Source organism: Streptomyces sp. YKOK-I1, assembly GCF_054660435.1.
This window is the reverse complement of sequence record NZ_BAAGDR010000001.1, coordinates 5,639,333-5,652,386: the sequence shown is the minus strand read 5'-3', so window position 1 is coordinate 5,652,386 and position 13,054 is coordinate 5,639,333. Positions and strand designations below refer to the sequence as shown.

Here is a 13,054-nt window from a genome sequence, read left to right as displayed (position 1 = left end):
ATCTGGAGATCACACAGAGGCACCCGATCTCCAGGAGGCACCCCCATGAAGGGCTACCGCTCGCTCCTCTCCGCCCTGCGCACCCCGGCCGCCCTCGGCTATCTGCTCCTCGTGGGTGCGCTCGCGGCGTGGATCGCGGTGGACACGCTGTTCCTCTCGCACGCGGACGCCAGTTTCGCCGGGGTGTGGCTGTTCTTCGCCACGGCCCCGACCTCGCTGCTGTTCCTGGTGGTGCCCAGCCAGTTCGCGCTGATCGGGGTGCCGGTCGGGGCGGTGGTCCAGGCGGCCCTGCTCGGCGCCGCGTACCAGGGACTCACCCGGACCCGCCCCGTGACCGCCGGCTAGAACACCGGTGTGCCGCCCTGGGTCAGCCTCCAGTTGGTGACGGCGAAGTCCGCCGGGTCCAGGGTGCCCTTGGCCGTGACGTAGTCGATCATCAGCTGGCGGATCTCGTTGGTCGAGCTGTAGGCGATGGCGGCGGAGGCGATGTGCGGGTAGCCGGAGCCGCCGTTGGCCCGGTAGTTGTTGACCGCGACGACGAAGACCTGGTCGTCCGTGACCGCGGCGCCGGCATAGGTCAGGTTCCTGATCCGGGAGCCCTCGGCCGCGGCGATGTCGATCTCGTAGTCGACGCCCGCCGCGGTGTCGTACATGTAGTCCCAGAAGTTGTTCGCGTTGGTGAGGGTGGCGGTGTCCACGGCGGTGCCCGCCGGGACCTGGTGGTAGTACTTCGCCGCGTACTCCAGGTAGTCCCTGAGCTGGGCGCCGGTGAGCTTCTTGCCGTAGAGCGTGTTGTCGTAGATGTAGAGCCCGGCGATGTCCTTGATGGTGACGTCCCCGGCCGGGATGTCCGCCGTGCGGGAGAAGGGCGCGGCGACCGAGATGAGCGGCAGCGCCGCGTCCGCCGTCGACAGACCCGCCTTCACCGTCTGCATCTGCACCTCGTGGATGAAGTCCATGATCGGGACGTCCTTCCAGCAGGACTCCGCCGCCGAGAGGTCGGCGGTGCAGGTGCCGACGGCGGTGTTGACGTACTTCACGACCAGCTCGTGGTCGGCCTCCAGGAGCTTCCTGATCTCCGGGTCCTCGTCGACGGTGTTCGGGTTGAGGGTCTGCGCGGTCTTGCTGACGACCTTCCAGCGGCCGTGCTCCAGCTCGACCTCGAAGTCGAAGACGCTGAGCCGGTAGCCCCAGCAGTACGGCTCGGACAGCAGCACCTCCTCCCCCGTCTCCGCGTTCTTCACGGTGTACGAGGGGACCTCGACATGGGTGTGGCCGACGAGGATCGCGTCGATGCCGGGGACCTGTTCGGCGACGAGGTTGGAGGCGTTCTCCACGTACGGGAGCGCGTCGCCGTACGACGAGGAGCCGTCCAGGCCGGAGTGGTCGGTCAGGAAGACCACGTCACAGCCCAGCGCCCGCAGTCTCGGCACGTACTTCTTCGCCTGCTCGACCAGCCCGGGGAAGACCATCCTGCCGCTGACGTTGTCCTTGTCCCAGATCGCGATGCCGGGGTTGGTGAGGCCGAGGATGCCGACCTTGATGTCGGGCGCGCCCGGGACACGGATCTTCTTGACGGTGTACGGCGGGAACGCCGGCCGCAGGGTCTTCGCGTCCAGCGCGTTCGCGCCGAGCAGCGGGAAGCGGCACTGCTTCTCGAACTTGCGCAGCACGTCGATGCCGTAGTTGAACTCGTGGTTGCCGAGGGCGGCGGCGTCGTAGCGCATATGGTTCATGGCGACGGCCATGGGGTGCCTGGCGCCGTCCGTGATGGGGTCGACGCGCGCGAAGTAGTACGCCAGTGACGTGCCCTGGATGATGTCGCCGGCGTCGACGAGGAGGACATGGTCCTCGCCCTTCGCCTCCCGCTGCTGCTTGACGAGCGTGGCGACCCGGGCGACACCGACGGAGTTGCCCTTGCCGTCGCTGTAGGCGGCGTCCTTGTAGTAGTCCCAGTCGAAGACGTGACTGTGCAGGTCGGTCGTGCCGAGGATGGAGAAGGTCCAGGTGCGGGGGGCCTTCGGCGGCTTCGGACGCCTGCGCTCGGCGGCCTCGGCGGTGTCGGTGCCGGCCGTTCCCGCGACGGCCACCGCCGCACCGGTCACGGCCGACTTCTGGACGAACTCACGGCGGTTCATGGGAGATACGGGGCTGACGGGCATTCGGGGCTCCTGGAACGGGGGAGGAAGCAGAGACAACTACCCGCGTAGATGCTTGCCTTCCGCCAGTTACGGGCGTAACTCCGAACAGCCCACGGGCCGGTCAAGGATGTCCAAGACCGGCCCAAGTCACCGTGCGGTGGGGCGACTTACAGGAACGAGTTGATCTCGATCGTCTCGTCGCGGCCCGGGCCCACGCCGATCGCGGAGATCGGGGCGCCGGACATCTCCTCCAGGGCCTTCACGTAGTTCTGCGCGTTCTTCGGGAGGTCGGAGAACGACTTCGCCTTGGTGATGTCCTCGGACCAGCCGGGGAGGCTCTCGTAGACGGGCTTCGCGTGGTGGAAGTCCGTCTGGGAGTACGGGAGTTCCTCGACGCGCCTGCCGTCGATCTCGTACGCCACGCAGACCGGGATCTGCTCCCAGCCGGTCAGGACGTCGAGCTTGGTGAGGAAGAAGTCGGTCAGGCCGTTCACGCGGGTCGCGTAGCGGGCGATGACCGCGTCGAACCAGCCGCAGCGCCGGTCACGGCCGGTGGTGACGCCCCGCTCGCCGCCGATCCGGCGCAGCGCCTCGCCGTCCTCGTCGAACAGCTCGGTCGGGAACGGGCCCGAGCCGACGCGGGTCGTGTACGCCTTGAGGATGCCGATGACCCGGCTGATCTTCGTCGGGCCCACGCCGGAGCCGGTGCAGGCGCCGCCCGCGGTCGGGTTGGAGGAGGTGACGAAGGGGTACGTGCCGTGGTCGATGTCGAGGAGGGTGCCCTGGCCGCCCTCGAACAGGACGACCTTGTTCTCCTCCAGGGCCTGGTTCAGCACCAGGACCGTGTCGGTGACGTACGGGGCGAGCTTCTCCGCGTAGCCCAGCAGTTCCTCGACGACCTGGTCGACGGCGATCGCGCGGCGGTTGTACAGCTTGGTGAGGAGCTGGTTCTTGGCGTCGAGCGCAGCCTCCACCTTCTGGGTGAGGATCGACTCGTCGTAGAGGTCCTGGACCCGGATGCCCACGCGGTTGATCTTGTCCGCATATGTCGGACCGATCCCGCGCCCGGTCGTGCCGATCTTGCGCTTTCCGAGGAAGCGTTCCGTCACCTTGTCGACAGTGACGTTGTACGGGGTGATGATGTGCGCGTTGCCGCTGATCAGGAGCTTCGACGTATCCACGCCTCGCTCGTTCAGACCGCTCAGCTCGGAGAGCAGGACCGACGGGTCGACGACGACGCCGTTACCGATGACCGGCGTACAGCCGGGCGACAGGATTCCGGAAGGGAGGAGGTGGAGTGCGTACTTCTGGTCACCGACGACGACCGTGTGGCCGGCGTTGTTGCCGCCCTGGTAGCGCACTACGTAGTCCACCGAGCCGCCGAGTAGATCGGTGGCCTTTCCCTTGCCTTCGTCACCCCACTGAGCACCGAGCAGCACAAGTGCGGGCACGCGCGTACACCCCTTCCGGGTGGGGCATGTCCAAGGTCAGGGGCGTACGCGGAGGCTTTTTCCACCACCGCGTGCACCGCGACCGTCGTTGGCCGCAGTTCCGCGACCGTCGTTGGTCGCACACCGTCGGACCCGGATGCCCCGGAATAGACGAAGCCCCTGGCGCAATAGCGCAAGGGGCTCTTGCACAAAGATGCTACCCGAGGAAGCGAGGCAGGACCGAGGTGGCGACTTTCGCGACGCCGGACCAGCTGCTGGTGATCATCGATCCGATTGCCCGGAGGGCCGACGGGGAGTCCGTACGGATCGCGAAAGACGTGCTCAGCGCGGGTGCGGCGAGTACGAAGGTGTGTCTTCCGGAGAGCCCGGAGGAGTTCGCCCGGGTGCTGGCCCGGCGGGGTTCGCGGCGGCCGGTCGTGATCGGTGACGACCGCACCCTGACCCGGACGGTGTCGCTGCTGCACCGGCAGCGGGAGCTGGCCGGATGTGTGCTGTCGATGGTGCCGGTGGGCACCGTGCTGGGTGTGGCGCACGCCCTGGGGATCCCCACGGGGGCCGTCGCGGCGGCGCGGGCCGTCCTCGACGGCGCCGAGCGGCGGCTGGACCTGCTGGTGGACGACAGCGACGGGGTGGTGCTGGGGGCGCTGCGGATCCCGCCGCTCCAGCAGCTCGCGACGCAGGAGGAGACGGCGGCGGCCGGCGGGCGGCCCTGGCTCCAGTCCCTCGTCCGCACCCTCGTCCCCTCGCGTCCCCCGCGCCCCGTCTCCGCCCCTGTCCCGCCGGGCCCGGCCCGGCTGCGGGTCGAGGTGGACGGGGTGACCCTGGTCGACCTCGACCAGCCGGTGGAGGCGGTGTCGGTGACCCCGGGGGCGTCCGGGGAGGCGGAGGTGGTGGTCCGGCCCCTGTCGGTGGGCGCGGAGGCGGCGCCGCTGGAGGCCAGGGGGCGCACGGTGACCGTCTCGGGCGCGGACTTCCGCTACCGGGCGGACGCGGGCGTGCTGGGGCCGGTGCGCAGGCGGACGTGGACGGTGCGGGAGGGGGAGCTGGGGCTGGTGCTGCCGGTGGGGCGGGGGTAGGGGCCGCACAGGGGGTCGACGACGTCCTGGCGCACCGCCGGGCCCGGCCCGGGGCGGGAGACCCCGGGCCGGGCCCGCGTCCTTGGGTCAGGGCGACCGGTCAGGGCACGACTCTGAGGAGCCTGTTGGGTGAGCCGAGGCCGACGCTGTGCAGGACGCCGTTGGTCGCTCCGGCGACGAGGGCGTTCCGGACGTCCGCCGGGCCGGCGGTGGGGTGGGCGGTGAGGTAGACGGCCGCGGCGCCGGCGACATGCGGAGCGGCCATCGAGGTGCCGGACAGGGTGGCTGTGGCGGTGTCGCTGGTGTACCAGCCGGCCGTGATCGACGATCCGGGGGCGAACAGGTCCAGGACCGGCCCGTAGTTGGAGTAGCTGGCCCGGTAGTCGGTGTTGGTGGTGGCGCCGACGGTGATCGCGGCGCTCACGCGGGCGGGTGAGCTCCCGCCGGCGTTCGTGTTCGAGTTGCCGGCGGCGACGGTGTACGTGACACCGGAGGCGATGGAGTTGTTCACCGCGGTGTCCAGCGCGGTGCTGGCGCCGCCGCCGAGCGACATGTTGGCGACCGCGGGGCGGACACGGTGCGCGGTGACCCAGTCCACGCCGGCGATGACTCCGGACGTCGTACCGGAACCGTCGTTGCCGAGCACGCGCACCGCCACGATCTTGGTGGCCTTGGCCGCTCCGTACGTGGTGCCGGCGATCGTCGTGGCCACATGGGTGCCGTGGCCGTGGCCGTCGGCGGCAATGCCGTCGCCGTCGACCGCGTCGTAGCCGTAGACGGCGCGCCCGGCGATCTGCTGGTGCGTGATGCGCACCCCGGTGTCGATGACGTACACCGTGGCGCCCTTGCCCGCCGTGTCCGGGTAGGTGTAGGTCCTGCTGAGCGGAAGCGCTGCCTGGTCGATGCGGTCCAGTCCCCAGGGCGGGTCGGCCTGGGTCGCGTCGAGGGCGAGTCTCTGGTTCTTCTCGACGAACGCGACGGACGGGTCCTCCGCGAAGCTCCTTGCCCCGGCCGCGCTGACACTGACGGCATAGCCGTTCACCGCCGAGCCGTAGGCCTTGTCCACCCTGGCGCCGTACTTGGCGGCCAGCTGGGTGCCCTTCGGAGAGGCCGCCCTGAACCGGACCGACTGCTTCAGGACGACGAGGTAACTGTTGTCGATGCCGGTGGGTGAGTTCTCTCGCAGAACCTTTCCCACGGCGGCCGGAGCCGCTTCGGCGGGGAGGACGGCACCGCCTCCCACCGTGGCGGCCGCGACGAACGCGGCGACGGCTGCGCCGAACCGGCGCCGGATCGTGAAGATGTCTCGCATGCCGAAGAACGTTCCTCGGCCGGACCGAAAGGTTCCGTCACGCGAGAGGGTTCGCCCTTTTGTGGTGTCCGGTTGCTGCGTATGACGCTGTCCCGGCTCAGTGCAGCGCCTCCGCCATGTCCGCGGAGTCGGTCTCGTCCTTCAGCGCCACCCCGGAGATCCCCAGCTCCCGGGCCCTCCCCAGCAACCCCGCCAGCTTCCCCGCCGCCAGCTCATACGACAGGCCCAGCGGCGGCCGGATGTTGGACAGGCAGTTGCGGTCGGCGTCGGTGGTCGTACCCGGCACCGGGCGGTACGTGAGGTACGCGCCCAGGGAGTCCGCCGCCGACATGCCGGGGCGTTCGCCGATCAGGACGACCACCGCCGTCGCGCCCATCGCCGTCGCCACGTCGTCGCCGAGGGCCACGCGGGCCTGTTCGGCGAGGACGACGGGGGCCAGGTTCCAGCCGGGCAGGCGCTCCACCGTCGCCCGCACCAGCGCCGCCGCGTGCTCGTGCACCGCCCGGCTGGAGAGCCCGTCCGCGACGACGAAGACGACGTCCCAGTCGCCGACCGGGAGATGCGCCCGGTCCACGGGCTCCAGCCGGCGGCCCAGGTCGGGGCGCTGGAGGTAGGTGAGCCGGTCGGGGGCGGCGCTGCGGACCCGTACCGTCGCAAGGCCCGGCAGCGCTGCGGCCACCGTGTCCGGGACGAACGGCGAGTGCACCGCGTCCCGGGCGGCGGCGTGCGCGGCCTGGAGTTCCAGCCGGTGCCGGGTGGGCAGCGCGGCGCCGGCCCGGCCGAGGCCGATACGGGCCTGGGTGCGGCGGCGCAGGGCGGGCCACAGTTCACCGTTGACCAGGGATACGTCCGTCATGCCGCGAGCTCCCGTCCGATCGCCGTCAAGGGGTGGGCCGTACCGGAGATCTCGCGGATGCCACCGCGGTCGTCCAGCAGCCCGATCGAGTCCAGCCATGCCTCGAACTCCGGCGCCGGGCGCAGCCCCAGCACCTCCCGCAGATAGAGCGCGTCGTGGTACGAGGCCGACTGGTAGTTGAGCATGATGTCGTCGCCGCCCGGGGTGCAGATCACGAAGGACGCCCCGGCCACGCCGAGCATCGTGAGCATGGTGGCGATGTCGTCGTCGTCCGCGTCGGCGTGGTTGGTGTAGCAGATGTCCAGGCCCATGGGCAGGCCGAGGAGCTTGCCGCAGAAGTGGTCCTCCAGGGCGGCGCGGAGGATCTGCCGGCCGTCGTAGAGGTACTCGGGGCCGATGAAGCCGACGACCGTGTTCACCAGGAGCGGGTCGTAGCGGCGGGCGACCGCGTACGCCCGTGCCTCGGCCGTCTGCTGGTCGACCCCGTGGTGCGCGCCGGCCGACAGGGCGCTGCCCTGGCCGGTCTCGAAGTACATGACGTTGCGTCCGACGGTCCCCCGGTCCAGGGCGAGGGCGGCCTCGTACGCCTCGTCGAGCAGGCCGAGGGTGACGCCGAAGGAGGCGTTGGCGGCCTGGGTGCCCGCGATGGACTGGAAGACGAGGTCGACGGGCGCCCCGCGCTCCATCAGGCCGACGGTCGTCGTGACATGGCTCAGGACGCAGGACTGGGTGGGGATGGAGTAGCGGCCGATCACCCCGTCGAGCAGCTCCAGCAGGTCGCGTACGGCCTTCGGGCTGTCGGTCGCCGGGTTGATGCCGATCACCGCGTCGCCGGAGCCCAGCAGCAGACCGTCCAGGAGGGCGGCCGCGACGCCCGCGGGGTCGTCCGTCGGGTGGTTGGGCTGGAGGCGGGTCGCGAGACGGCCCGGCAGCCCGATCGTGGAGCGGAAGGCGGTCACCACCCGCACCTTCCGCGCGACCGCGACCAGGTCCGCGTTCCCCATCAGCTTCGACACCGCGGCGGCCATCTCCGGGGTCAGGCCCGGCGCGAGCGCGGTCAGCGCGGCCGTGTCCGCGGCCTCGGACAGCAGCCATTCCCGCAGTTCCCCGACGGTCATCGAGGCGACCGGCGCGAAGGCGGCCCGCTGGTGGGTGTCGAGGATGAGCCGGGTGACGTCGTCGTCCTCGTACGGGATGAGGGGCTCGGTGAGGAAGTCGGTCAGGGGGACGTCCGCGAGGGCCCAGCGCGCCGCGACCCGCTCCCTGGCGGTACGGGCCGCGAGGCCGGCCAGACGGTCGCCGGAGCGTTCGGGGCTCGCCGCGGCGAGGAGGCGGGCGAGGGAGCCGAAGCGGTGCCGCTCGCCGCCGAGGACGGTCGTGTAGACGCTCATGGCGCGACCGTACGAGCCCGGTGTGAGCCCGGTGTTTCCCTCAGATTTCCAACGGTTCTAAAGGTCTGGTTGACAAACATTTAACGCCCCGACCCCCCTGATCGACTCATTCGGACTGAAGAGTTCCGGTCCAGCACACCTATGGACGGCATAAGGAGAGGGGCCACCCGATGGCAGTGGACGAGGGCATCGCCCCGGCGACCCAGACGAGTGACGTAGGCGCAGTTCACCGGCTCAAACCCAACGCCGTGGGCCTGCTGGGCGTGGTCTTCATGGCCGTCGCGACGGCCGCGCCGATCACCGCGATGACGGGCAACGTGCCCTTCATGGTGTCCGCCGGGAACGGCATCGGCGCCCCGGCGAGCTATCTCGTCGCAATGGTCGTCCTGGCGATCTTTTCCGTCGGCTTCACCTCGATGGCGAAGCACATCACCTCCACGGGCGCCTTCTACGGCTTCATCTCCTACGGCCTCGGCCGCACGGTCGGCCTGGCCTCCGGGCTGCTCGCGACCTTCGCGTACGTCGTGTTCGAGCCCGCGCTGATCGGCATCTTCTCGACCTTCGCCACCACGACCCTGAAGGACCAGACGGGGCTGCACATCCCGTGGTGGGCGTTCGCGGTCCTGATGCTCGCCATCAACGCGACCGGCACCTGGTTCGGCGTCTCGGTCGCCGAGAAGCTGCTGGTCGTGCTGCTGGCCACCGAGGTGACGATCCTCGCCGCGATGGCGGTCTCGGTCGCCCTGCACGGCGGCGGCCCCGACGGCTTCAGCCTCGACCCGGTCAACCCGGTGAACGCCTTCAAGGGCACCTCGGCCGGCCTCGGACTGTTCTTCGCCTTCTGGTCGTGGGTCGGCTTCGAGTCGACGGCGATGTACGGCGAGGAGTCCCGCAACCCGAAGAGGATCATCCCCAAGGCGACGATGATCTCCGTGCTCGGCGTCGGCGTCTTCTACGTCTTCGTCTCCTGGATGGCGATCACCGGCACGGGCGAGTCGCAGGCCGTGAAGGTCGCCACCGACGACCCGCTGGCCCTGTTCTTCACCCCCACCGAGCAGTACGTCGGCCACTGGGCGGTCGTCGTCATGCAGTGGCTGATGATCACGGGCTCGCTGGCCTGCGGCATGGCCTTCCACAACTGCGCCGCCCGCTACATGTACGCCCTCGGCCGGGAAGGCGTCCTGCCGTCCCTCCAGCGCACCGTCGGCCGCACCCACGCCCGGCACGGCTCCCCGCACATCGCGGGCCTCGTCCAGACGATCGTCTCGGCGGTCCTGATCGGCGCGTTCTGGGCCGCCGGCAAGGACCCGTACACCGGGACGTACGTCCTGCTCGCGATCCTCGGCACCATGGCGATCCTGGTCGTGCAGGCGGTGTGCTCGTTCGCCGTGCTGGCGTACTTCCGCTCGCACCACCCCGAGAGCCGGCACTGGTTCCGGACCTTCGCCGCCCCGCTGACCGGCGGGGTCGCCATGCTCGCGGTGGTGGCGCTGCTGGTGTCCAACATGGGCGTCGCGGCCGGCACGGAGTCGGGTTCGCTGGTGCTGAAGGCGACCCCGTGGCTGGTCGCCCTGATCGCGGTGGCGGGCATCGGCTACGCGCAGTACCTCAAGCGGCGCTCCCCCGAGCGCTATCTGCTGCTGGGCCGGACGGTCCTGGAGGAGACCAGGGAGCGCTGACCCCGGTCAGTGTCCGAAGGTCCGTTCGCGGTGGACGCGCCAGCGCTCCATCATCTCGGCGACGTCCCGCTCCACGAACTCGAAGAACGCCAGCGTCTCGGCCAGCCGACTCCCCGCCGGGGTGTCGGCTCCGAGGCTGGCGATCCCGGCCCTCAGCGCCTCCTCCCAGCGCTTGAGGATCGCCTCACGATTGGTGAGCGCCTCGTACCACTGGTCACTGTGCACGCGGTACCGCTCCCGCCGGGAACCGGGCTCGCGCTCGCGGGAGACAAGGTGCACCTGCGCCAGGTAGCGCACCGCGCCGGAGACGGCGGCGGGGCTGATCCGCAGCAGCTCGCTCAGCTCGGCCGAGGTCAGCACCCCGGTGTCGGAGGCGAGCAGCGCGGAGAAGATCCGGGCCGGCATGCGCGGCACACCCGCCTCCACGAGCTGCGCCGCGAAGGACTCGACGAACCTCGACACGGCCTCCGCGTCCCGTCCGTTCTCGCTCATGCCGTCATCCTAACGTCGCTTCACTCTCTTCCTTAACTTCACAAATTTCTGAAAGAAGCGTACGTTCGGAGGCATGACGAAGGCCATCACGGTGTCCGGACTCCACAAGTCCTTCGGCCGCACCCACGCGCTCGACGGCCTCGACCTGGAGGTCGAGCGGGGCGAGGTGCACGGCTTCCTCGGCCCGAACGGGGCCGGCAAGTCCACCGCCATCCGCGTCCTGCTCGGCCTGCTGCGCGCCGACTCCGGCGCCGCGCGGATCCTCGGCCGCGACCCGTGGTCGGACGCCGTCGAGGTGCACCGCAGGATCGCGTACGTCCCCGGGGACGTCACCCTCTGGCGCAACCTCTCCGGCGGCGAGGTCATCGACCTCTACGGCCGGCTGCGCGGCGGCCTGGACCCCGCCCGTCGCGCCGGCCTGATCGACCGCTTCGAGCTGGACCCCACCAAGAAGGGCCGGACCTACTCCAAGGGCAACCGGCAGAAGGTCGCCCTGGTCGCCGCGTTCGCCTCGGACGTCGACCTGCTCATCCTGGACGAGCCGACCTCGGGCCTGGACCCGCTGATGGAGGAGGTCTTCCAGCGCTGTGTGGAGGAGGAGCGGGACCGGGGCCGTACGGTCCTGCTGTCGTCCCACATCCTCAGCGAGGTCGAGGAGTTGTGCGACCGGGTCAGCATCATCCGCAAGGGCCGCACGGTGGAGAGCGGTTCGCTCGCCGACCTGCGCCATCTGACCCGGACCAGCGTCACGGCCGAACTCGCGGGCCCGCCCAACGGGTTGGCCGCCCTGCCCGGCGTCCACGACCTCGACGTCCGGGGCAGGAGGGTCCGCCTCCAGGTCGACACCGACAAACTCGACGCCGTCCTGCGGTCGTTGACGGACTCGGGGGTACGGTCGCTGACCTCGACCCCGCCGACCCTCGAGGAACTCTTCCTGAGCCACTACCAGGAAGAGGCTCAGGACGAGGACCGGGAAGAGGTCCAGGAGGAGGACCGGGAAGAGGTCCAGGACGAGGTCCAGGAGGAGGCCCGATGACGGCCCTCGCGGGCACCGGCACGCTGACGCGCTTCGCGCTCCGCCGCGACCGGGTGCTGATCCCCGTCTGGGTGGCCGTGAACTCCCTGACGGTCCTGTCGATGCCGACCACCCTGAAGGGCCTGTACAGCACCCCCGCCGAACGCGCCGACCTGCTCCGTCAGATGTCCACCAACTCCTCCTTCCGTGCGCTGCTCGGGCCGGTCTTCGACGACTCCCTCGGCGCGCTCACCGCCTGGCGGGTCGGTGTCTTCGCGGGGGGACTCGCCGCCGTCACCGCCCTGCTGATCGTCGTACGGCACACCCGGGACGAGGAGGAGAGCGGGCGGCAGGAGCTGATCGCGTCCGGCGCGGTCGGCCGACGTGCCTCGCTGACGGCGGCGCTGCTCGCGGCGGGGATCGCGAGCGCGGTCCTCGGGCTGCTGGTGACGGCGGGCCTGGCCGGGCAGGGGGCGGCGGGCGCGGTCGCGTTCGGCCTCGGGCTGGCCGGGGTCGGGATGGTGTTCGCCACCATGGCGGCGATCGTCGCGCAGCTCACCGAGAGCGCGCGGCTGGCCCGGGGCCTGACGGCGGCGGTGCTGGGCGCGGCCTTCGTCCTGCGGGCGGCGGGCGACTCGGCCACCGACGACGGGTCTTCGGTGCTGACCTGGGTGTCCCCGCTGGGCTGGCTGGAGAACCTGCGGGCGTTCGCGGACGAACGGTGGTGGGTGCTGGGCCTGTTCGCGGGCGCGGTGGCGGTCCAGGCGGCCGTGGCCTACTGGCTGGCGGGGCGCCGGGACGTCGGCATGAGCTTCCTGCCGACCCGCCCGGGACCCGCCACCGGCCGGCTGGCGTCGGCGGGCGCACTGGCCCTGCGGCTCCAGCGGGGCGGGGTGCTGGGCTGGAGCGTCGGCTTCTTCCTCGCCGGAGTCGTCTACGGCGGGCTGACGGACGGCGCGGCCGACCTCGTCGCCGACAACGTCAAGGCGCGCGAGATCTTCGAACGGATGGGCGGCCAGTCGGGACTGACCGACGCCTTCCTCGCGGCGATGGTCGGCATGCTGGGTCTGATCGCCTCCCTGTACGTGGTCGCCTCGGTGCTGCGGCTGCACGGTGAGGAGACCTCCGGCCGGGCGGAACCGGTCCTCGCGAACGCGGTGGGCCGGCTGCGCTGGGCCGGCGGCCATCTGCTGATCGCCTTCGGCGGCGCCGCCCTGATCATGCTGCTCGCCGGGCTCGGTTTCGTCGTGGGGTACGGCAAGGAGGCGGGCCCCATCCTGGCCGCGTGCCTGGTTCAGCTCCCGGCGGTGTGGGTGGTCGGCGGGCTCGCGGTCCTGCTGTACGGCACGGCACCCCGGCTGGCGCCGGCCGCGTGGGGCGTGGCGGGCGCGGTCCTGCTCATCGGCTGGATCGGCCCGGCCCTGGACGCCCCGCAGCTCGTCCTGGACCTCTCCCCCTTCGGCCACCTGCCCAAGCTGCCGGGCGGCGAGATGCACTGGGCCCCGCTGGGACTACTGGCGACCCTGTCGGGGGTACTGGTGGCCGGGGGGCTGGCAGGACTACGGCACCGGGACCTGACCACCTGAGCCCGGGCCCCGGAAACCCCCATCAGCAGGGGATCCCGGCGCCGACCGGGAGGCG

11 protein-coding genes are annotated in these 13,054 nt (G+C 71.0%); 5 read left to right on the top strand and 6 right to left on the bottom strand.

The genetic code is table 11. The annotated features are described in order from the left end of the window. The first annotated feature begins 45 nt into the window (after nucleotides 1–45). The gene (locus tag ACYQ8Q_RS25190) at nucleotides 46–345 is read left to right on the top strand and encodes an SCO4225 family membrane protein (RefSeq protein ID WP_460068017.1); all 300 of its coding nucleotides are present in this window, start codon (nucleotides 46–48) and stop codon (nucleotides 343–345) included. On the opposite strand, the gene ACYQ8Q_RS25185 is transcribed toward ACYQ8Q_RS25190, so the two are convergent. Then, nucleotides 342–2,138, bottom strand: coding sequence for a bifunctional metallophosphatase/5'-nucleotidase (locus ACYQ8Q_RS25185; protein WP_460068016.1), 1,797 nt, complete (start codon nucleotides 2,136–2,138; stop codon nucleotides 342–344). The two genes, ACYQ8Q_RS25190 and ACYQ8Q_RS25185, sit on opposite strands and share 4 nt — an antisense overlap. Nucleotides 2,139–2,308: 170 nt before the next feature. Further along, nucleotides 2,309–3,592, bottom strand: a complete 1,284-nt coding sequence (locus tag ACYQ8Q_RS25180) for an adenylosuccinate synthase (RefSeq protein WP_460068015.1) — start codon at nucleotides 3,590–3,592, stop codon at nucleotides 2,309–2,311. A gap of 224 nt (nucleotides 3,593–3,816) precedes the next feature. On the opposite strand from ACYQ8Q_RS25180, the gene ACYQ8Q_RS25175 reads away from it, so the two are divergent. Then, on the top strand, nucleotides 3,817–4,668 hold the full coding sequence (locus ACYQ8Q_RS25175; RefSeq protein ID WP_460068014.1) for a diacylglycerol kinase family protein: 852 nt from the start codon (nucleotides 3,817–3,819) through the stop codon (nucleotides 4,666–4,668). Nucleotides 4,669–4,768: 100 nt separating this feature from the next. Here ACYQ8Q_RS25175 and ACYQ8Q_RS25170 read toward each other — a convergent pair whose 3' ends face one another. From ACYQ8Q_RS25170 to ACYQ8Q_RS25160, 3 genes are all read right to left on the bottom strand, one after another. After that, nucleotides 4,769–5,980, bottom strand: a complete 1,212-nt coding sequence (locus ACYQ8Q_RS25170) for a S8 family peptidase (RefSeq protein WP_460068013.1) — start codon at nucleotides 5,978–5,980, stop codon at nucleotides 4,769–4,771. Between the two features lie 97 nt (nucleotides 5,981–6,077). After that, nucleotides 6,078–6,836 (bottom strand): ethanolamine ammonia-lyase subunit EutC, encoded by a 759-nt coding sequence (eutC, locus tag ACYQ8Q_RS25165; RefSeq protein WP_460068012.1) that lies wholly within the window; start codon nucleotides 6,834–6,836, stop codon nucleotides 6,078–6,080. After that, complete coding sequence (locus ACYQ8Q_RS25160) at nucleotides 6,833–8,227, bottom strand: ethanolamine ammonia-lyase subunit EutB (RefSeq protein ID WP_460068010.1); 1,395 nt, start codon at nucleotides 8,225–8,227, stop codon at nucleotides 6,833–6,835. Before ACYQ8Q_RS25160 ends, eutC begins: the two co-directional genes overlap by 4 nt. Before the next feature lie 170 nt (nucleotides 8,228–8,397). On the opposite strand from ACYQ8Q_RS25160, the gene ACYQ8Q_RS25155 reads away from it, so the two are divergent. After that, nucleotides 8,398–9,906 carry an APC family permease gene (locus ACYQ8Q_RS25155; protein ID WP_460068009.1) on the top strand — a complete coding sequence of 503 codons (1,509 nt, stop codon included), beginning with the start codon at nucleotides 8,398–8,400 and terminating at the stop codon, nucleotides 9,904–9,906. Nucleotides 9,907–9,912: 6 nt separating this feature from the next. Here ACYQ8Q_RS25155 and ACYQ8Q_RS25150 read toward each other — a convergent pair whose 3' ends face one another. Beyond that, nucleotides 9,913–10,398 (bottom strand): GbsR/MarR family transcriptional regulator, encoded by a 486-nt coding sequence (locus ACYQ8Q_RS25150; protein ID WP_460068008.1) that lies wholly within the window; start codon nucleotides 10,396–10,398, stop codon nucleotides 9,913–9,915. Between the two features lie 73 nt (nucleotides 10,399–10,471). Here ACYQ8Q_RS25150 and ACYQ8Q_RS25145 point away from each other — a divergent pair, with 73 nt between their 5' ends. Together ACYQ8Q_RS25145 and ACYQ8Q_RS25140 are read left to right on the top strand one after the other, a co-directional pair. Next, complete coding sequence (locus tag ACYQ8Q_RS25145) at nucleotides 10,472–11,434, top strand: ABC transporter ATP-binding protein (RefSeq protein WP_460068007.1); 963 nt, start codon at nucleotides 10,472–10,474, stop codon at nucleotides 11,432–11,434. Further along, on the top strand, nucleotides 11,431–12,999 hold the full coding sequence (locus tag ACYQ8Q_RS25140; RefSeq protein WP_460068006.1) for an ABC transporter permease: 1,569 nt from the start codon (nucleotides 11,431–11,433) through the stop codon (nucleotides 12,997–12,999). Before ACYQ8Q_RS25145 ends, ACYQ8Q_RS25140 begins: the two co-directional genes overlap by 4 nt. Nucleotides 13,000–13,054 lie beyond the last annotated feature (55 nt).

Bases quoted from the DNA above. Each gene is read 5' to 3' on its own strand.
- ACYQ8Q_RS25150 (WP_460068008.1), bottom strand. From the start codon at position 10,398: ATGAGCGAGAACGGACGGGACGCGGAGGCCGTGTCGAGGTTCGTCGAG.
- ACYQ8Q_RS25160 (WP_460068010.1), bottom strand. From the start codon at position 8,227: ATGAGCGTCTACACGACCGTCCTCGGCGGCGAGCGGCACCGCTTCGGC.
- ACYQ8Q_RS25145 (WP_460068007.1), top strand. From the start codon at position 10,472: ATGACGAAGGCCATCACGGTGTCCGGACTCCACAAGTCCTTCGGCCGC.
- ACYQ8Q_RS25190 (WP_460068017.1), top strand. From the start codon at position 46: ATGAAGGGCTACCGCTCGCTCCTCTCCGCCCTGCGCACCCCGGCCGCC.
- ACYQ8Q_RS25140 (WP_460068006.1), top strand. From the start codon at position 11,431: ATGACGGCCCTCGCGGGCACCGGCACGCTGACGCGCTTCGCGCTCCGC.
- ACYQ8Q_RS25185 (WP_460068016.1), bottom strand. From the start codon at position 2,138: ATGAACCGCCGTGAGTTCGTCCAGAAGTCGGCCGTGACCGGTGCGGCG.
- ACYQ8Q_RS25155 (WP_460068009.1), top strand. From the start codon at position 8,398: ATGGCAGTGGACGAGGGCATCGCCCCGGCGACCCAGACGAGTGACGTA.
- eutC (WP_460068012.1), bottom strand. From the start codon at position 6,836: ATGACGGACGTATCCCTGGTCAACGGTGAACTGTGGCCCGCCCTGCGC.
- ACYQ8Q_RS25170 (WP_460068013.1), bottom strand. From the start codon at position 5,980: ATGCGAGACATCTTCACGATCCGGCGCCGGTTCGGCGCAGCCGTCGCC.